Origin of the sequence: Pseudomonas sp. GM_Psu_1, assembly GCF_026544185.1 — a bacterium.
Taxonomy (GTDB): domain Bacteria; phylum Pseudomonadota; class Gammaproteobacteria; order Pseudomonadales; family Pseudomonadaceae; genus Chryseomonas; species Chryseomonas oryzihabitans.
In genome coordinates this window covers 167937-186360 of record NZ_JALNUX010000010.1, presented here as the reverse complement: position 1 = coordinate 186360, position 18424 = coordinate 167937, and the positions used below count along the sequence as shown (strand labels likewise).

General features: G+C 66.7%; 15 protein-coding genes. 9 read left to right on the top strand and 6 right to left on the bottom strand.

Going from position 1 to position 18424, the window contains the following annotated elements:
- Positions 1–248: 248 nt before the first annotated feature.
- Positions 249–626 carry a hypothetical protein gene (locus OXS31_RS17620; RefSeq protein WP_007162001.1) on the bottom strand — a complete coding sequence of 126 codons (378 nt, stop codon included), beginning with the start codon at positions 624–626 and terminating at the stop codon, positions 249–251.
- 270 nt (positions 627–896) lie between these two features.
- Here OXS31_RS17620 and OXS31_RS17615 point away from each other — a divergent pair, with 270 nt between their 5' ends.
- From OXS31_RS17615 to copD, 8 genes are all read left to right on the top strand, one after another.
- Complete coding sequence (locus OXS31_RS17615) at positions 897–1694, top strand: DUF5020 family protein (RefSeq protein WP_197851831.1); 798 nt, start codon at positions 897–899, stop codon at positions 1692–1694.
- A gap of 69 nt (positions 1695–1763) precedes the next feature.
- Complete coding sequence (locus OXS31_RS17610; protein ID WP_197851830.1) at positions 1764–3140, top strand: nucleobase:cation symporter-2 family protein; 1377 nt, start codon at positions 1764–1766, stop codon at positions 3138–3140.
- 70 nt (positions 3141–3210) lie between these two features.
- Positions 3211–3867, top strand: coding sequence for a TetR/AcrR family transcriptional regulator (locus OXS31_RS17605; RefSeq protein WP_027600306.1), 657 nt, complete (start codon positions 3211–3213; stop codon positions 3865–3867).
- Positions 3864–4448, top strand: coding sequence for a YigZ family protein (locus OXS31_RS17600; protein ID WP_042137249.1), 585 nt, complete (start codon positions 3864–3866; stop codon positions 4446–4448). Before OXS31_RS17605 ends, OXS31_RS17600 begins: the two co-directional genes overlap by 4 nt.
- Positions 4449–4643: 195 nt before the next feature.
- The gene (locus tag OXS31_RS17595) at positions 4644–5855 is read left to right on the top strand and encodes an ammonium transporter (protein ID WP_058792203.1); all 1212 of its coding nucleotides are present in this window, start codon (positions 4644–4646) and stop codon (positions 5853–5855) included.
- A gap of 211 nt (positions 5856–6066) precedes the next feature.
- Positions 6067–7857: a SulP family inorganic anion transporter gene (locus OXS31_RS17590; RefSeq protein WP_267400983.1), complete on the top strand. Its 1791-nt coding sequence runs from the start codon at positions 6067–6069 to the stop codon at positions 7855–7857.
- 33 nt (positions 7858–7890) lie between these two features.
- A complete protein-coding gene (copC, locus tag OXS31_RS17585) occupies positions 7891–8262 on the top strand; it encodes a copper homeostasis periplasmic binding protein CopC (RefSeq protein WP_007162008.1) in 372 nt (123 codons plus the stop codon).
- A 2-nt stretch (positions 8263–8264) separates the two neighbouring features.
- On the top strand, positions 8265–9161 hold the full coding sequence (gene copD, locus OXS31_RS17580) for a copper homeostasis membrane protein CopD (RefSeq protein WP_267400979.1): 897 nt from the start codon (positions 8265–8267) through the stop codon (positions 9159–9161).
- A 34-nt stretch (positions 9162–9195) separates the two neighbouring features.
- On the opposite strand, the gene OXS31_RS17575 is transcribed toward copD, so the two are convergent.
- The 4 genes from OXS31_RS17575 to OXS31_RS17560 form a co-directional block, all read right to left on the bottom strand.
- Complete coding sequence (locus tag OXS31_RS17575) at positions 9196–9801, bottom strand: outer membrane beta-barrel protein (RefSeq protein ID WP_027600763.1); 606 nt, start codon at positions 9799–9801, stop codon at positions 9196–9198.
- A gap of 168 nt (positions 9802–9969) precedes the next feature.
- Positions 9970–10980: a class 1 fructose-bisphosphatase gene (locus tag OXS31_RS17570; RefSeq protein WP_007162011.1), complete on the bottom strand. Its 1011-nt coding sequence runs from the start codon at positions 10978–10980 to the stop codon at positions 9970–9972.
- A gap of 165 nt (positions 10981–11145) precedes the next feature.
- Entirely contained in the window at positions 11146–13242 is a 2097-nt protein-coding gene (gene glgX, locus OXS31_RS17565) for a glycogen debranching protein GlgX (protein ID WP_267400971.1), read from the bottom strand.
- 266 nt (positions 13243–13508) lie between these two features.
- Entirely contained in the window at positions 13509–15950 is a 2442-nt protein-coding gene (locus tag OXS31_RS17560; RefSeq protein WP_108582573.1) for a glycogen/starch/alpha-glucan phosphorylase, read from the bottom strand.
- 171 nt (positions 15951–16121) lie between these two features.
- Here OXS31_RS17560 and OXS31_RS17555 point away from each other — a divergent pair, with 171 nt between their 5' ends.
- Complete coding sequence (locus tag OXS31_RS17555) at positions 16122–16868, top strand: SDR family oxidoreductase (protein ID WP_267400966.1); 747 nt, start codon at positions 16122–16124, stop codon at positions 16866–16868.
- Positions 16869–17013: 145 nt separating this feature from the next.
- Here the strand turns inward: OXS31_RS17555 and OXS31_RS17550 are convergent, their stop codons facing one another.
- Entirely contained in the window at positions 17014–18369 is a 1356-nt protein-coding gene (locus OXS31_RS17550) for a chloride channel protein (protein ID WP_267400964.1), read from the bottom strand.
- Positions 18370–18424: the final 55 nt, after the last annotated feature.

Genomic DNA, 18424 nt, shown 5'->3' with positions numbered 1-18424 from the left:
CTGCCTGACCGGTCTAACCAATCTCGGCAGCGGGAGGCGAATCCTACAGCATCCCAAGACGCTGTCAACCCCCTCCGCTTCATTTCGTCATCACCCGAAGGTGAGAGCCAAATGGCGAAGAATCCGTGGACCCCTCGCCCGGCTCAGACCTAAGTGCTTGATTTTCAAGCCGCTTCAGCGTCTGCGCCGGAAGTGGGGCGCATTATAGGGGAGTTTCAGAGCAGGTCAACAGGTTATTTCAAAAAACTTCAATAAAGGGGGATGGGGGCCAGCCGATACCCCGCCTCGGTCGCGATGATCCGGTACTGCTTGATCTCCCCAGGAGTCAGCAGGATGGATTGGGCGACGCTGCTGGCCATGGGCGCCGCGCAACCCCCCGGGCCGGAAGAGGTAAGGCTGACGGCGATCTCGCCAGGCGGCAGATTGAAGGAAGCACTCTGACCGGCCATCAGGGTGCCGGCGAGGCGCCCCTGAATCACCAGACCTATGTCGCATCCCGAACCTGAGTAGGCATCGCCCCGGGTGATCATGAGGATGCCTGGCTGTCCCGTCCCACCCTGGGGGACCTGAGCCGAGGCGAAAGAGCAGCAGAGCAAGGCCGTCAGCATACCGATAAGCAACTTCATGACTATCTCCTGCGGGGTCGCCCAGCACCTTAGCACTGCGCGGCCCCCTGTGCGCTGTTTCGCAGCAGCGCCGCTGCGGGCGCCCCTTCAGGGCACGAAAACTGAGCAAGTGGTCAGGTTTGGTGCCCTGCCAAACAGCTGAAATTTCCCGGAATCCTTATACAAGGCGTTGAAAAATAACTATTTTCTCCCGCCCGCCGGAGCTTGGCGTCGATTTTGCTGAGCACGGCGGACGCTGCACATAACGAGAAAGCACTTCCAGGAGCCTACATGCGCAAGACCCTAACCACCGCGCTGCTGACCGCCAGCCTGTTCACAGCCGGTGCCGCCCACGCCGCTGACAGCCCACTGCTGTGGCACGGTGAAAGCCTCACCTATCTATATGGCAAGGATTTCCGGGTCGATCCCCGCATCCAGCAGACCGTCACCTTCGAGCATGCCAGCAGCTGGACCTGGGGCGATCTCTTCCTCTTCGTCGACAGCATCTGGTTCAACGGTGCGACCAACGCCAGCGACGGTCATCAGGGCTTCTATGGCGAGATCAGTCCGCGACTGTCCTTCGGCAAGCTGTCCGGGCGGGACCTTTCTTTTGGTCCGGTCACCGATGTCCTGCTCGCCACCACCCTGGAATACGACCAGAACGATGGCGAGGGCGCCGGCCGTGACCAGCGCAACTATCTGGTCGGTCCGGGTTTCGACCTCAAGGTGCCGGGCTTCGACTACTTCCAGCTGAATCTCTATTACCGCAAGCCGGATGGCGGCAGTGCCCCCTCGGGTGCCTGGCAGCTCACGCCGGTCTGGGCCTACACCCTGCCCCTGGGCAATTCGGATCTGCTCATCGATGGCTACATGGACTGGGTGATGAACAACAAGGGCAGCTATCACGCCAATCTGCACTTCAATCCCCAGGTCAAGTACGACCTGGGCAAGGCCATGGGCTACGAGGCCAAGCACCTCTATGTAGGGACCGAGTACGACTACTGGTCGGACAAGTACGGCATCAAGGACAGCGAGGGCTTTCGTACCGACCAGAGCGTTTTCAGCTTCCTGGTGAAGTATCAGTTCTAGCCTGGCCAGGCCCACTTCTGGCGCTGCAGCCGCCTTACCGGCCCGCAGCGCCACTGCGAGGTAATCACCATGCCCACTCCCGTCCGCGATGATCTGCTCTATGGCCTGGACGATCGCCCGGCCCCGGTCGCGGCCTTTTGCGCCGCCCTGCAGCACGTCCTGGCGAGCTTCGTGGGGATCGTCACCCCACCGCTGATCATTGCCGGCGCCCTGGGGCTGCACGAGCACCTGCCCTATCTGATCAGCATGGGGCTGATGGTGTCGGGCGTCGGTACCTTTCTGCAGGCGCGGGGTGCCGGTGGACTGGGCGCGGGCATGATCTGCCTGCAGGGCACCAGCTTCTCCTTTCTATCCGCGGTCCTGGCAGCCGGGATGCTGGTCAAGCAGCGCGGCGGGACGCCGGAGGACATCCTGGCGATGATCTTTGGCGTCTGCTTCTTTGGCGCCTTCGTCCAGATCGGCCTGAGTCGCTGCCTGGGTCTGTTGCGCCGGGTGATCACGCCACTGGTGACCGGCATCGTCATCACCCTGATCGGCATCAGCCTGATCAGGGTGGGCGTCACCGATCTCGGCGGGGGCGCCAAGGCCGCCAATTTCGGCGCACCGATCAACCTGGCTCTCGGTGGTCTGGTGCTGGTGGTCATCATCGGCCTGAATCTGTCGCGGCGTCCCTGGTTGCGGCTGTCGGCGGTGATGATCGGCCTGCTGGTGGGCTCCCTCGCCGCCTGGACCTGCGGCCTGTTGAAACCTCAGCCGCTGCCGGACCTGCCCCTGGTCAGCGTCCCCCTCCCCTTCCATTTCGGCTTCGCCTTCGACTGGTCGGCCTTCCTACCGGTCGCGCTCATCTATCTGATCAGCACCCTGGAAACCACCGGCGACCTGACCGCCAACTGCCTGATTTCGCGGCAACCCGTCGAAGGACCCGGCTATCTGCGGCGGTTGCGGGGCGGGGTCCTGGGTGATGGCGTCGCCTGCCTGCTCGCCGCCACCTTCAATACCTTTCCCAGCACCACCTTTGCGCAGAACAACGGGGTGATCCAGCTGACCGGCGTGGCCAGCCGCCATGTCGGCTACTGGATAGGCGCCATCCTCCTGGTGCTGGGTCTGTTCCCCGTGCTGGGCGCCGTCCTGCAGCAGATTCCCAAGCCGGTGCTGGGCGGTGCGACCCTGGTGCTGTTCGGCAGTGTCGCCGCGGCCGGGATACGGCTGCTGGCGCACTGCACCCTGGATCGCCGCAGCCTGCTGATCATCGCCACCTCCCTTGGCGTGGGTCTCGGTATCGCCAGCCAGCCGACGCTGCTGGATCAGCTGCCGCCACTGGTGAAGAATCTCTTCGACACCGCGATCACCAGCGGCGGCATCACCGCCATCCTGCTCAACCTGTTGCTGCCCGAGGAGCGCCGCGCAGCGGTGACGGAATGCAGCTCGCCAGCGCCACACCGGTAAAACAGCCCTTGTGTCCAGGGCCGGGGGTACGCTATTGATGCCTGCCGCGCCTCAGGATCCTCCAGTTGTCATGACCCTTCTCGTACCCGCCCATCACGCCGGCCAGGACAAGCCGGCCGGACGCATCCGGCAGAAGAATGAGGAGTTGATCCTGAGCGCGGCGGAGGAAGAATTCGCCCGCCATGGCTTCAAGGGCACCAGCATGAACACCATCGCGCAACGCGTTGGCTTGCCCAAGGCCAATCTTCATTACTACTTCAACAACAAGCTCGGCCTCTATATGGCCGTGCTGGGCAACATCCTCGAACTCTGGGACAGCACCTTCAATCACCTGACCGTGGAAGACGATCCGGCGGCAGCCTTGAGCCGCTACATCCGCGCCAAGCTGGAATTCTCGCGTCGGCAACCGCTGGCCTCCCGGATCTTCGCCATGGAGATCATCGGCGGCGGTCATTGCCTGTACGAGTATTTCGATCAGGACTACCAGACCTGGTTTCGCAGCCGGGCAGCGGTGTTCGATGCCTGGATCGCGGCTGGCAAGATGGATCCGGTGGATCCGGTCCACCTGATCTTCCTGTTGTGGAGCAGTACCCAGCACTATGCCGACTTCGCCAGCCAGATCTGCCAGGTAACCGGGCGCACCCGCCTGACCCGGCAGGATTTCGACGAGGCAGCGCGGACCCTGACCCATGTCATCCTCAAGGGACTGGGTCTTCAGGCACCATGACCTTTACCCTGATCCAGGATGCCGCCTGCGAGGAAGAGGTGCGCAAGAGTCGTTTTCTCGCCCTCGCCGCGCCCGTCACCACGGTGGAAGCGGCCATGGCCTTCATCGACCGCGTGAGCGTGCCGACCGCGACCCACAACTGCTGGGCCTGGAAGCTGGGTAATCAATACCGCTTCAATGACGACGGCGAACCCGGTGGGACGGCGGGCCGGCCCATTCTGGCCGCCATCGAGGGGCAGGATTGCGATCAGGTGGTGGTGGTGGTCATCCGCTGGTACGGCGGCATCAAGCTGGGTACCGGCGGCCTGGTGCGCGCCTATGGCGGTTGCGCCGCCCGTTGCCTGCAACAGGCGGACAAGCAGCCGCTGGTGGTGCGGCAGGACTATGGCTTCGCCTGTACCTATGCGGAGTGGCCGCTGATCAAGGCGCGCCTGGCAGCCCTGGCGGTGCTCGTGCTCGCCGAGGACTATCAGGCGCTGGAGATCGACTTGCGGATTGCGGTCGAGCCCCAGCGACGCGACGAGGTAGCGACGCTGCTGAGCAACCTGAGCAGTGGTCGTATCGTGATGCGTGCGCTCTAGCGGCACGACCTTTGCTATCTCCTGGTGCACGCCCTTCCGATTCGCACCGCCCTGGCGCATCCCCGCGCTAATTCCCCGTTGCGCTCTGCTTGGCGGCAAGACTGAACCTGCCGAGAGCTGCAGCACGCCCTAAAAGCGCGCATCAAGCAGCCGCCAGGCATGTTTTTGGTGCAACCCTTAGCGACGACTGCCCTGATGAACGAATTGCCTTCCGCTGTGGCGACCCTGGTCCACAGTGCCAATACCCTGTTCCTGCTGCTGGGTGCCGTGATGGTGCTGGCCATGCACGCCGGTTTCGCCTTTCTCGAAGCCGGTACCGTGCGGCACAAGAATCAGGTGAATGCGCTGTCCAAGATCCTCGCCGACTTCGCCATTTCCACCCTGGTGTATTTCTTCGTCGGCTACTGGATCGCCTATGGCGTGACCTTCTTCGCGCCTGCCCAGGTGCTGACCGCCGACAGCGGCTATGGGCTGGTGAAGTTCTTTTTCCTCGCCACCTTCGCCGCAGCCATCCCGGCGATCATCTCCGGCGGCATCGCCGAGCGGGCGCGTTTCGTCCCGCAGCTGTGCGCCACCGCGCTGATCGTGGCCTTCGTCTATCCGTTCTTCGAAGGCCTGATGTGGAACAACAACCTGGGGCTGCAGGACAGGTTCGAAGCGCTGTTCGGCGCGCGCTTCCACGATTTCGCCGGCTCCGTGGTGGTGCACGCCGTGGGTGGCTGGCTGGCGCTGGCGGCCGTGCTGCTGTTGGGGCCGCGTCAGGGTCGCTATCGCGAAGGCCGGCTGGTGGCCTTTCCGCCGTCGAACATCCCCTTTCTGGCGCTGGGCTCCTGGATCCTGATCGTCGGCTGGTTCGGTTTCAACGTGATGAGCGCCCAGAGCCTGGCAGGCGTCAGTGGCCTGGTCGCGCTGAATTCGCTGATGGCCATGGTCGGCGGGACGGCGGCTGCCCTGCTGCTCGGGCGCAACGACCCCGGCTTCCTGCACAACGGGCCCCTGGCCGGCCTGGTCGCCGTCTGTGCCGGCTCCGACCTGATGCATCCGATCGCCGCCCTGGCCACCGGGCTGGTGGCGGGCGCCCTGTTCGTCTGGGCCTTCACCGCGGTGCAGACGCGCTGGAAGCTGGACGATGTGCTGGGCGTCTGGCCGTTGCACGGCCTCTGCGGCGCCTGGGGCGGCATCGCCTGTGGCCTGTTCGGCCAGACCGCACTTGGCGGCCTGGGTGGGGTGAGCGTGCTGGCGCAACTGGCGGGCACGGGACTGGGTATCGCCGTCGCCCTGCTCGGCGGCCTGGCGGTGTACGGGCTGCTCAAGGCCGTGCTGGGGCTGCGTCTGAGTCAGGAAGAGGAATACCAGGGCGCCGACCTGTCGATCCATCGCATCGCCGCCAACAGCCACGACGGCTAGCGGCCGAGGTTACCCACAGGGACCGTGTACAGTGATGTGGATAACCCGTGCATGAAGTCACGAGAACGCCACAGAGACCGGGCTGGCGGCGACTGGTGAAGAAATGAACACGGCCTCGATGTCGTGGCGGCGAACGGCGACGGCGGGACTCGGGTAGCCCACCGGCGACCGGAATCGGTAGAGTGGGCGACCCTTGTTCCAGGAGCGCCCCATGCCCGCCCTTTCGACCCTGCTGCCCTGGCTCCGCGAGGTGGACCGCACCACCCTGAAGGCGGATCTTGGCGCGGGTCTGCTGGGCGCGGTCCTGGCGCTGCCCCAGGGCGTGGCCTTCGCCACCTTGGCCGGACTGCCTCCGCAATACGGCGTCTATGGCGCCGTGGTGCCCTGCATCGTCGCCGCCCTGGCGGGCTCCAGTCGCCATGTGGTGACCGGGCCGACCAACGCCAACTCCCTGGCCCTGCTGGCGGCGCTGTCTCCGCTGGCGCTGGCGGGCTCCGGCCCCTATATCGATCTGGCGCTGGCGGTGACCCTGCTGGTCGGCCTGCTGCAACTGACGGTGGGCGCCCTGCGCCTGGGCGCGGTGGCCAACTTCATCTCGCCCTCGGTGCTGCTCGGCTTCATGAGTGGCGCCGCGGTGCTGATCGGGCTCTATTCGCTCAAGGATTTGCTCGGCTTGTCGCCGCCATTGGGCACCTCGGCCTTTGGCGTGCTCGGCTATGTCGTCGCCCATCCCCTGGCGATCCACTGGCCCTCGCTGGTGATCGGCGTGGTGACCCTGGTCGCCACCCTGCTGCTGAGGCGGCTGCGCCCGCGCTGGCCAACCATGCTGCTGGGTCTGCTGGCCGGTTGCCTGAGCGCCTGGATCCTGGAGCGCAGCGTGGCGGGCGCGGCCCAGGGGATCGCCACGGTCGGACGGATCCCGTCGGCGCTGCCGCCCTTCCATCTGCCCAACGTCACCCTGCAGGACCTGGGCAATCTCTCCGGCATCGCCGTGGCCCTGACCCTGGTGGCCCTGGGGCAGTCGCTGTCGATCGCCAAGGCGGTGGCCCAGCGCTCCGGACAGCGGCTGGACGTCAATCGCGAATTCCGTGGCCAGGGCCTGGCCAATCTGGTCGGCGGCTGCTTTTCGGCCTATGTCTCCTGCGGCTCGCTGAATCGCTCCATGCCCAATTTCGAAGCCGGGGCCCGCACCCCGCTGGCGGCGGTGTTCGCCGCCCTGCTGGTGGTGGCCCTGGTGGCCTTTGGCGGCGCCCTGATCGCGGCCATTCCGCTGGCTGCCATCGCCGCTACCCTGCTGCTGGTGGCGCGCGGGCTGCTGGACCTGGGGCGCTGGCGCGAGGTGCTGAGGGTCAGCCGCACCGAGGCCCTGGTGGCCGGGGTGACCTTGCTGGCGACCCTGACCATTCCCCTGGACCGCGCCGTGCTGCTGGGCACCCTGGTATCCCTGGTGGCCTACCTCTATCGCACCTCGCACCCGGCCATCCGCCCGCTGGTGCCGGATCCCCGTACCCCCGAGCGCCGTTTCACCCCGCTGGACGAACTGGGCCAGCCGGCGCAGGAGTGTCCGCAACTTAAGCTGGTGCGGGTGGAAGGCTCGGTGTTCTTTGGCGCCGTGCCCCATGTCGGCGATCAGTTGGACGGCTTTCGCAGCGCCCAGCCCGGGCAGAAGCACGCCCTGTTCATGACCAAGAGCATGAATTTCATCGACCTGGCGGGTAACGACCTCTGGCGGCGCGAATGGCGCGAGCGACGCGCCCAGGGTGGCGATATCTATTTCCATCGCCCGCGCACGCCGGTGCTGCAGTTGTTCGCCAAGACCGGCTTTCTCAAGGAGCTGGGCGACGGCCATATCTTTTCGTCCAAGGATCAAGCCCTGCGCAGCATCTATCCGCGCCTGGATCCGGAGGTTTGCCGCAGCTGCACCGCCCGGACCTTCGTCGAGTGCGCGGCACGCGCGGCGGAACAGGCGCCGGGCGCGGACGCCACTCGGGCGGACTGCTAAGCTGGCGGTTTCCTTCTGCCGCTGGAGTTCTCCATGACCGCTGCCCTGCGTCTCGCTCGCCGTCTCGCCCTGACCTCTCTGCTGTTGCCGGGGCTGGCCCTGGCCCATGGTCACCTGAAGAGCGCCGAGCCTGCCCCCGACAGCACCAGCCCGGCACCGAAGCAGCTGAGTCTGAGCTTTTCCGAAGGGGTCGAGGCGTCTCTGAGCCAGGTGCAGCTGCAGCGGCTGGAGGGTCAGGCCAGTACGGCGATCACCACCGGCAAGGTGATTTCCGGTGGTGACGAACGCACCCTGGAGGTGCCGCTGGAGGCACCGCTGGAAGCGGGTCGCTACCAGGTCAAATGGCGGGTGCTGGCCAAGGACGGACACAAGACCCAGGGCGATTATCGCTTCACCGTCCAGTAAGGATGGACGGCGGACTGGCGACGCCCGATGCCTGGCGCCCCCTCGCCCGCGCCCTCTTTCTGCTGCCGCTGCTGCTGACCTGGGGCTATCTGGCGCTGGCGCTCTGGCTGGGTCGCCCAGCCTTGAGCGGCTGGCTGCTGGAACGGGCGCGCCCTGCGGCCCGCCTGCTGGGGGCCCTGCTGCTGCTCGGGGTGCTGAGTCTGTTGCCGCTGCAGGCCGCGCTGGTCGGCGATGGCTGGACGGATGCCTTCAACCTGCCGCTGTGGCAGCTCTATCTGGCCACCGAGGCCGGCCAGGGCTGGCGCTGGCAATTGCCGCTGGGCCTGCTGCTGGCCCTGTGGCTGCTGGCGGGACCCGGGATGCGTGGCGTTCGCTGGCTGTGGGGCTTGAGTGGCCTGCTGCTGGCCAGTCTGGCCCTGGATGGCCATGCCGCCGCGACCGCGGGCGCGCTCGGCGGGGTGCACAGGTTGAACCAGGCCCTGCATCTGCTCACCACGGGACTCTGGCTGGGCAGTCTGCCCGGGGTGTTGCTGTGCCTGGGGCGGCCTCCGGCCCGGCTCAGGGGGGAGGTCCAGCGGCTGCTGCGCGGTTACTCGCTACCGGGGCAGATCAGCGTGGCGCTGGCCTTGCTCAGCGGTGCACTCAACAGCCTGCTGATCCTCGGTCCGGCCGGCCTGCTGCGGCTGACGCCCTACTCCGGCCTGCTGCTGGCCAAGGTGCTGGTGGTGGCGACCATGGTCGTCCTGGCCCTGGCCAATCGTTATCTGCTGGTGCCGCGATTGGGACAGGGCCCCCAGGCCTGGCACCTGCTGCGCCGGGCCACGGCCGTGGAGATCGCCCTCGGGGTGGTCGCCGTCACGCTGGTGGCGGCCTTCTCGGGTCTGGATCCCTTCAGCTGACAGCCGGGGCGAACGCTGTCGCCCCGGCCACGCCTCAGAAATAGACGTTCATGCCCAGGTAGATTTCCTTGCTGCTGTCGAGCTGGCTCGAACCCAGCTTGCTGCCGTCCTGATCGATGTCCGGCTTGGCATTGCTGCGCAGGTAGCGATAGCCGGCTTCCAGGGAGGTGCGGTCGTTGACCTGCTGCAGGATGCCGGCCTGGACCCCGGCCACATAACCGAGGTCGCTGTCATGGCCGAAGCTGGAACCATCCTGGGTGACCCGGGCGACGCCCAGGGTGCCGCCGCCAAACAATTTGGTGCTGTCGCCCAGGGGATAGAAGGCATCGTAGCTGCCGGTCAGGTCCTGCTGCTTGAGTCTCAGGCCATCACTGCTGCCGCTGGCCTGGTCGAGGGTGGCGTAGTAGCGACCGGCGTCGTTCTGCTGACCGAGGCGCAGCCCCCAGGTGTTGCTGCCATCGATGGCACCATCGGTATCGGGGCCGTTCAGGTTGCGGTCGAGGGCGTGGCTGTTGCTGAAGTTGTCGTAGCTCTTGCCATAGGTGAGGCCGGCGAAATTCTGGGGATCGGCGGCAAAGACCTGATGACTGGCCAGGGCCAGCAGGCCGAAGAGGACGACACGGGATTTCAGGGCGTTCATGGTGAAAGGCTCCTCACGCGATGCGAATACAGCCCGACCGGCTGCGCGGCCATCTTCGGCGGCGGCGGATTAGCGCAGGATTAAGGGGACTGAATCGGAGCTGAACGCTGAGGCAGGACACGAGCGGAGCAGCGGACCGCCCGTTGCAGGCGGCCCGGCTGGGAGGGATCAACGCTGACGGTGGTACTCGGTCACGCGCTGCACTTCTTCCTTGGAGCCCAGGAACACCGCCACCCGCTGGTGCAGGCCGTCCGGCTGGACGTCGAGGATGCGCTGGTGACCGTTGGTGGCGGCGCCACCGGCCTGCTCGACCAGCATGGACATGGGATTGGCCTCGTACATCAGGCGCAGCTTGCCGGGCTTTTCCGGCTCGCGGGCGTCGCGCGGGTACATGAAGATGCCGCCGCGGGTAAGGATGCGATGGACGTCGGCCACCATGGAGGCGATCCAGCGCATGTTGTAGTTCTTGCCCAGGGGACCTTCCTTGCCAGCCAGCAGCTCGTCCACGTAACGCTTGACCGGGGCTTCCCAGTGGCGCTGGTTGGACATGTTGATGGCGAATTCGGCAGTGGTCTCGGGGATGGTGATGTCTTCGTGGGTCAGCACGAAGCTGCCCAGTTCGCGATCCAGGGTGAAGCCCTTGACGCCGTCGCCAAGGGTCAGCACCAGCATGGTCTGGGGACCGTAGATGGCGTAACCGGCAGCTACCTGCTCGGTGCCCTTCTGCATGAAGGCTTCTTCGGTCACGTCACCGGTGGTGCTGCTGACGAAGTCCTTGCGCAGGATGGAGAAGATGGTGCCGACGGAGACGTTGACGTCGATGTTGGACGAGCCGTCCAGGGGGTCGAACATCAACAGGTAGGCGCCCTTGGGATAGTGACCCGGAATCTGGTGTACCTGGTCCATTTCCTCGGAGGCCATACCGGCCAGGGTGCCGCCCCATTCGTTGGCTTCCAGCAGGATCTCGTTGGACAGGACGTCCAGTTTCTTCTGCACCTCACCCTGGACGTTCTCGGTGCCCATGCTGCCAAGCACGCCACCCAGCGCCCCCTTGGACACCTCGTAGCTGATGCGCTTGCACGCCCGTGCCACGACTTCGATGAGGAAGCGCAGGTCGGCCGGGGTCTTGTGGCTGCGGGTCTGCTCGATGAGGTAACGACTGAGGGATATCCGGGACATCGCGGTGCTCCTTGTAATGATGGGCGCGAGTGTAGCGCCAAAGCTCAAGCTCCGTCTCAAGCAGAGCGGACCGTCAGGCCAGGTCTGCCAGCCAGTGCCGATTCCGGACGCTGTCGCCGGGGGCAACGAGGCGCCGGGCACCGGCGGCCGGCAGGGAACGCGCGTCTAGGGCGCGTTCGGGGTCTCCACGGCCAGCAGTACGCCTCGGCCAGCACGGAGATTTTCGGCGCTGGGATAGACTGCCGAGTCGGGTTCCAGTTCAGGCTGACGGCTGTCCAGCTGTATCACCCAGTGATGTCCGTCACGTGACGGCGGCAGGCGCAGGTCGATTTCCTCCCGCCGCGGTTGGAAGGCCAGCCAGATCCGTGCGGCCTGGGGCTGATCCGCTCCGTCGAGGGGCTCCAGGGTGAGGGCAAGCGGCAGGCTGCCCCCGGCCTGCCAGCGGCCGTCGTCCATCGGCGCACCGTCGGCATCGAGCCATTCGATCCTGACCCAGCCACGGGGATCGGGTCGTCCGAGCAGCCGCTGCGCCTGCAGGGCCGGTAACTCCTGGCGCAGCGTCATGAGCCGACCGACGAAGGCGCTCTGCTGCTGCCCGGCCGGGCTGACGGCTTGCTGCCAGTCCAGCCAGGACAGTTCATTGTCCTGCACATAGGCATTGTTGTTGCCCTGCTGGGTGCGACCGAATTCGTCACCGGCGGTGAGCATGGGTTCGCCCCCGGCCAGGATCAGGGTCGCCAGCAGAGCGCGCTGATCGGCGGCGCGGGCTTCCAGGACGGCGGGGTCGTCGCTCGGTCCTTCGACGCCATTGTTCCAGCTCTTGTTGTCGGTGGTGCCGTCGCGATTGCCTTCGCCATTGGCCTCGTTGTGCTTTTCGGCGTAGCTGACCAGGTCGGCCAGAGTGAAGCCGTCGTGGGCGGTGACGAAGTTGACGCTGGTGCGCAAGGAGCGATCACCCGCACCGAAGAGATCGGCGCTGCCGGCCAGGCGGGTCGCCAGGGCGCCTCTCAGGCCGTCGTCGCCGCGCCAGAAGCGGCGCACGTCGTCGCGGAAGGCGTCGTTCCATTCCTGCCAGGGCGCGCGGAAGGCGCCGACCTGATGGCCGCCGGGGCCGATGTCCCAGGGTTCCGCCACCAGTCGCACCTCACGCAGCAGCGGATCCTGGGCCAGGGCCTGCAGCAGTGGCGCGTCGCGATCGAAGCCGCTTTCCAGGCGACCCAGCGCAGGCGCCAGGTCGAAGCGAAAGCCGTCGACACCGGCGGCGGTGACCCAGTGGCGCAGGCTGTCCAGGGTCAGGCGCAACGCCGGCGGGCTGTAGAGCGCCAGGCAGTTGCCGCAGCCCATGTCGTTGATATAGCGCGCCGGATCGTCCGGCTGCAGCCGGTAGTAGCCGGCGTTGTCCAGGCCGCGCAGATTGAAGGTGGGGCCGAGTTCGTCGCCTTCGCCGGTGTGGTTGAAGACCACGTCGAGCAGCACCTCGAAGCCGGCCGCCTGCAGGGTGGCCACCGTCTCGCGCAATTCGGCGAGGGCCTCGCGCCCGGCCAGGCGCGGATCGACCGCCGCCATGACCACCGGGTTGTAGCCCCAGTAGTTGGCCAGCCCCAGGGCGGGCAGATGGCGATCGTCGGCCCAGGCGGCGATGGGCAGCAGCTCCAGGGTAGTGACGCCGAGGCGCTGCCAGTGCTCGATCAGCGCCGGATGGCGCAGCGCCGCCAGGGTGCCGCGCTGGCGGGCGGGCACCTGCGGATGCAGCTGGGTCTGGCCGCGTACGTGCAATTCGTAGATCAGTCCCGCGTCGCGGCGCTTGGGCGCTGGCGTCAGGCTATCGACCGGCGGCAGGACGATGGCCTTGGGGACATGGGCACCGCTGTCGCGCGCGTCCGGACGATTGGGATCTTCGGGATGGAAACCATAGGTGCTGGGATGCAGCTGGAAGGGCCGGTCCACCGCCAGGGCCCAGGGGTCCACCAGCAGTTTGTTGGCGTTGAATCTGAGGCCGTCCTGGGGACGGTAGGCACCCTGGGCGCGCAAACCGTATCTCAGACCCGCTTTGGCACCGGCCAGGAAACCATGCCAGACGCCGCCTTCGTGTTCGCGAAAGGCCAGACGCTGGGTCTCGGCTTCCCCCTTGGCATCGTAGAGGCAGAGTTCGACGGCTTCAGCCGCCGGCGACCAGACGGCGAAGTTGATGCCGCCCTCGACGAGGGTGGCACCGTAATGGGCAGGATTGCCCGCTTCGAGGCGGGTAGAGGTGCGGGGCATGGGGACTCCGGTGACGGGCTTGCGGGGCGGATGCTGCAAGGATGTAGACGGTGTGGAAGCCGCGGGTTCTCAATCGGGGGATAGCTGATCGTGGCCAGGGCCGGCCGCCGTAGGCTGGGTTGAGCGTAGCGAAGCCCAGCAAATCCTGCCTGGGCACCTACTCTATGGTGGTCCTTATCGCGGCCATGGGCCGCTCCTACAGGAGGGTGCCTTGCCCGTAGGAGCGGCCGCAGCGGCGGACCGCCATGGCCGCGAAGCGTGCTCGACTACAGCGCCTTCCAGATTTCCGTGGCGTATTCGCGGATGGTGCGGTCGGAGGAGAACCAGCCCATGCTGGAGGTGTTGATCACCGCCGATTGCCACCACCTGTCCGGCTGCTGCCAGCGGGTCTCGACCTGGCGCTGGGCCTCCCAGTAGGCGTCGAAGTCGGCGCAGACGAGGAAGCGGTCGTGCCAGGTCAGGACGTCGAGCAGGCTGTTGTAGCGGGCCGGATCCTCGGGCGAGAACTGACCGGCGCGTAGACCCGCCAGCACCTGGGCCAGGCGTGGCGAATTCTCGATGATGTCCGAGGAGATGCCGCCGCTGCGCTGGCGCTCTTCCACCTCGGCCGCCTTGAGGCCAAAGATGAACATGTGCTCTTCCCCGATCAGTTCGCACATCTCCACGTTGGCGCCGTCCAGGGTGCCGATGGTGAGGGCGCCGTTGAGGCCGAACTTCATGTTGCTGGTGCCCGAGGCTTCCATGCCGGCGGTGGAGATCTGCTCGGAAAGATCCGCCGCCGGAATGATGACCTCGGCCAGGCTGACGTTGTAGTTGGGCAGGAAGACCACCTTGAGCAGATCACGGGTCAGGGGGTCGTTGTTGACCACCTTGGCCACGTCGTTGGCCAGCTTGATGATCAGCTTGGCCTGGTGATAGCTGGCGGCGGCCTTGCCGGCGAAGATCTTGACCCGCGGCGTCCAGTCGCCGTTGGGGTTGTCGCGGATGGCCTGGTACAGCGCGATGGTCTGCAGCAGATTCATCAGCTGCCGCTTGTACTCGTGGATGCGCTTGATCTGGACATCGAACAGCGCATTGGGATCGAGGTCGATCTCCAGCCGCTGCTTCACCAGGCTGGTGAAGGTGTCCTTGTTGCGCTGGCGCTGCAGGGCGAAGCGCTCGCGGAAATTGCTATCGTTAGCATAGGGCTTGAGCAGCGGCAGGGTCTTTTCCGGATCGTGCAGCACGCCCTGGCCGAGGGTATCCACCAGCAGGTCGGTGAGCGCCGGATTGGCCTGGTGCAACCAGCGGCGGAAGGTGATGCCGTTGGTCTTGTTGTTGATGCGATCCGGATAGAGCCGGTGCAGCGAGCGGAAGACCGTCTTGCGCATCAGGTCGGTGTGCAACCCCGAGACGCCATTGATGCTGTGCGAGCCGAGAAAGGCCAGGTTGCCCATGCGCACGCGGCGCCCCTGGCTTTCGTCGATCAGGGAGACGTAGGAAATCATGCCGCCATCGGTCTCGCCGCGGGCGCGCAGGGAGTCGAGGAACTGGGCGTTGATCAGGTAGATGATCTGCATGTGCCGCGGCAGCAGGCGCTCCATCAGCTGTACCGGCCAGGTTTCCAGGGCCTCGGGCAAGAGGGTGTGGTTCGTGTAGCTGAGGGTGCCGACGGTGGTGCTCCAGGCGGCGTCCCAGGGGATGCCGTGGACGTCCACCAGGAGCCGCATGAGCTCGGCCACGGCGATGGCCGGGTGGGTGTCGTTGAGCTGGATGGACACGTGCTCGGGCAGGCTGAGCAGGTCGCTGTGCTGCTTGAGGTGGCGGCGGGTCAGGTCGGCCAGGGAGGCGGCGACGAAGAAGTATTCCTGGCGCAGGCGCAATTCCTGGCCGGCCTCGCTGCTGTCGGCCGGATAGAGCACCCGCGAGATGCTCTCGGCGCGGGCCTCGTTGGCCACGGCGCCGACGTGATCGCCGGCGTTGAAGGTTTCCAGGTGGAGGATCTCCAGCGGTCGCGCACGCCAGAGTCTCAGGGTGTTGGCGCCCTCCCCGCCCCAGCCGATCACCGGGGTGTCATAGGCCACCGCGCGGATGCGCTCGCCGGGCGTCCACACCTGGCGCCGCGGATCGCCTTCGCCATAGGGGGCGACATGGCCGCCGAAGCCGATCTCGTACACCACCTCGGCGCGTTCGAATTCCCAGGGATTGCCGAAATCCAGCCAGTTTTCCGGCTGCTCCAGCTGGAAGCCGTCGGCGATCACCTGGCGGAACAGACCGTGCTCGTAGCGGATGCCGTAGCCGTGGCTGGCGATGCCCAGGGTGGCCATGCTTTCCATGAAACAGGCGGCCAGCCGGCCGAGGCCACCGTTGCCCAGGGCGGCGTCCGGCTCCAGGCCGCGGATGCGTTCCAGGTCGACGCCGAGGTCGGCCAGGGCGCGACGGGTCTCTTCGAGGATGCCGAGGTTGGACAGGCTGTCGATCAGCAGGCGACCGATGAGGAATTCCAGGGAAAGGTAGTAGACCCGTTTCTGGCCGGTGCGATAGGCGTCGCGGGTGCGACTCATCCAGCGATCGACGATGTAGTCCCGGGCGGCCAGGGCGGTGGCCTGGAACCAGTCGTGGTCGAGGGCGTTGTCGGGATCCTTGCCGACGGCATAGGTGAGCTTGGAGAGGATGTTGGTACGGAGCGCGGAAACTTCGTTGGGCGAGATGAAGCGGGGTCTCGTCATCAGGATTGACCTCTGCAAGCGCTTAGGAATCAGATCGCGAAGTGGCCGCGGATAATGCGGCGCGTGCCGTTCGCCTTACTTTTAGGCGAAACGACGGGGACGTCCAAGCTTTTTTCGCTACATCAGACGGTTAGCCGTTACCCCTACCCTCTCTAGCCCGAGGTTTTCACCATGCGCAAGACCCTGCTCATCACCGGCGCGAGTCGTGGCATCGGCCGCGCCACGGCCCTTGGCGCCGCCCGCCGCGGCTGGAACGTCGCCTTCAACTATCGCCAGGACGAGGCCGCGGCCCGGGCCACTCTGGCCGAGATCGAGGCGCTGGGCGTGGAAGGCCTGGCGCTGCGCGGCGACGTGGCCGACGAAGCCCAGGTGCTGGCGCTGTTCGAGCGCACGGTGGAGCGCTTCGGCGGCCTGGACGCCTTCGTCAACAATGCCGGGATCGTCGATCAGTCGCAGCCACTGGTGGACATGAGCGCCGAGCGATTGCGACGGATGTTCGAGGTCAACGTCTATGGCGCCTTTCTCTGTGCCCGCGAGGCGGCTCGCCATCTGTCGCGGGAGCGCGGCGGCCGCGGTGGTGCCATCGTCAATGTCTCTTCCATCGCGGCGCGTCTGGGCTCGCCCAACGAATACGTCGACTATTCCGCCAGCAAGGCGGCGCTGGACACCCTGACCTTGGGCCTCGCCAAGGAACTCGGCCCGCACGGGGTGCGGGTCAATGCGGTGCGACCCGGCGTGACCCTTACCGACATCCACGCCAGCGGCGGCCAGCCGGGCCGCGCCGAGCGCCTGGGCGTGGCCACCCCGCTGGGGCGTGCGGGCGAGGCCGAGGAGATCGCCGCCGGCATCCTCTGGCTGCTGTCGGACGAAGCCTCCTACACCACCGGCGCCCTGCTGGATATCGGTGGCGGGCGCTAGGGCCTAGGCTCTGTACGAAAAGTCGCCGAGCGACGGTCAGGCGAGGCGAAAAACGCTGAGGAAGCGGAGTTTACGAGTGGTAAATGAGCATTCCGAAGCGTTTTTCAACGAAGCATCACCGAGCGCAGGCATTTTCGTACAGGGCCTAGTCGCGGCGGGGCGTCAGGGCGTTGAGCACCTGCTGCGACAGCGCATGGTAGAGCGGCACCGGCATCAGCCAGCCGGAGACGGCGGCGGCCAGCAGACAGGCCGCCAGCACCGGCAGCGCCATGTCCGGGCTGTGGGCCAGCTCCAGGGTGATGACGGTGGCGGTCAGCGGGGTGCGGGTGACCCCGGCGAGGTAGGCAGCCAGCCCCAGCAAGGCGCATTGCGGCAGACTGATACCCGGCAGCCAGTCGACCAGCCAGGGGCCCAGGGCCGCCCCCACCGCCAGCGAGGGCGAGAACAGGCCGCCCGGCACCCCGGCCAGGTAGGAGACGACGTTGGCGAGGAATTTCCACAGCAGGAAGTCGCCGCCGGTCACGGGTTCGCCAGCCAGGATGGCATGGGTCTCGGCGTAACCGGTACCGAACACGTGCTGGCCGGAGAACAGCCCCAACGCCGCCAGCACCAGGCCACAGCCGGCGGCGAAAGCCACCGGGCGGCGCCCGCGCAGGGCATTCAGGCGCCCCAGCCAGCCCCGCTCGGTGGGCAGCACCAGGCGGCCGTAGCACCCGCCGAGCAGTCCGCCGATAACGCCGATGACAGCGACGCCGATCCAGCCCAGGCCCCAGGTCAGGTGCAGGTCCAGGGCGCCGAGATAGCTGTAGGGGCCGACGATGCCCAGGGTGACGATGCCGCCGAGCAGCACGGCGGTCAGCACCAGGCCGCTGAAGCGCTGCTCGAAGGTATGGGTGAGTTCCTCGATGGCGAAGACCACTCCGCCCAGGGGCGTGTTGAAGGCAGCGGCGATCCCGGCAGCGCCCCCGGCGAGGATGAGTCCGGACAGGGTGCGGCGGCCATGCAGGCCGAGGCGCTTGCCGAAGCCGTAGAGCAAGGCGGCGCCGACATGCACGGTGGGTCCTTCCCGCCCTACCGAGCCACCCACCAGCAGGGCACCGGCCGTGAGCAGCAGCTTGGCCAGGGCGATGGGGGGCGCCAGCAGCCGGGCGCGCAGGTCCGCCTCGGGTCGTTCGAGGGTGACGATGACCTGGGGGATGCCGCTGCCACGGGCATCGCGCAGCGCGCCCTGGGTCAGCCAGACCAGTCCGGCGAAGCCCAGGGGCGTCACCAGCCAGGGCCAGAAGGCGCTGTGCTGCAGCAGCTGCTGAAAGAGGCCGAAGGAGGCATCGGCCAGCCAGGCGAAGCCCAGACCGGCCAGGCCCACCAGCACCGCGCCGACCCAGAAGGCGACGCGCTGGCGCCACTCGCGCAGCCGACGGCGCCGGCGATGGCGCAGCAGATGCAGCCGACGCCGGGCGGCGACTTCGGGATCGGTATCGGGATAGACGGGATCGGACATGGAGAAGAGGCCACCAGGAGGCGAGAGCCTCCCAGTGTAACCTCTTGTTACAGCG

Excerpts from the sequence above, each read along its gene's own strand:
- copD (WP_267400979.1), top strand. The coding sequence starts at position 8,265 with ATGGACGGCGGACTGGCGACGCCCGATGCCTGGCGCCCCCTCGCCCGC.
- glgX (WP_267400971.1), bottom strand. The coding sequence starts at position 13,242 with ATGCCCCGCACCTCTACCCGCCTCGAAGCGGGCAATCCTGCCCATTAC.
- copC (WP_007162008.1), top strand. The coding sequence starts at position 7,891 with ATGACCGCTGCCCTGCGTCTCGCTCGCCGTCTCGCCCTGACCTCTCTG.
- OXS31_RS17610 (WP_197851830.1), top strand. The coding sequence starts at position 1,764 with ATGCCCACTCCCGTCCGCGATGATCTGCTCTATGGCCTGGACGATCGC.
- OXS31_RS17600 (WP_042137249.1), top strand. The coding sequence starts at position 3,864 with ATGACCTTTACCCTGATCCAGGATGCCGCCTGCGAGGAAGAGGTGCGC.
- OXS31_RS17595 (WP_058792203.1), top strand. The coding sequence starts at position 4,644 with ATGAACGAATTGCCTTCCGCTGTGGCGACCCTGGTCCACAGTGCCAAT.
- OXS31_RS17555 (WP_267400966.1), top strand. The coding sequence starts at position 16,122 with ATGCGCAAGACCCTGCTCATCACCGGCGCGAGTCGTGGCATCGGCCGC.
- OXS31_RS17575 (WP_027600763.1), bottom strand. The coding sequence starts at position 9,801 with ATGAACGCCCTGAAATCCCGTGTCGTCCTCTTCGGCCTGCTGGCCCTG.
- OXS31_RS17615 (WP_197851831.1), top strand. The coding sequence starts at position 897 with ATGCGCAAGACCCTAACCACCGCGCTGCTGACCGCCAGCCTGTTCACA.
- OXS31_RS17590 (WP_267400983.1), top strand. The coding sequence starts at position 6,067 with ATGCCCGCCCTTTCGACCCTGCTGCCCTGGCTCCGCGAGGTGGACCGC.
- OXS31_RS17605 (WP_027600306.1), top strand. The coding sequence starts at position 3,211 with ATGACCCTTCTCGTACCCGCCCATCACGCCGGCCAGGACAAGCCGGCC.
- OXS31_RS17620 (WP_007162001.1), bottom strand. The coding sequence starts at position 626 with ATGAAGTTGCTTATCGGTATGCTGACGGCCTTGCTCTGCTGCTCTTTC.
- OXS31_RS17570 (WP_007162011.1), bottom strand. The coding sequence starts at position 10,980 with ATGTCCCGGATATCCCTCAGTCGTTACCTCATCGAGCAGACCCGCAGC.
- OXS31_RS17560 (WP_108582573.1), bottom strand. The coding sequence starts at position 15,950 with ATGACGAGACCCCGCTTCATCTCGCCCAACGAAGTTTCCGCGCTCCGT.
- OXS31_RS17550 (WP_267400964.1), bottom strand. The coding sequence starts at position 18,369 with ATGTCCGATCCCGTCTATCCCGATACCGATCCCGAAGTCGCCGCCCGG.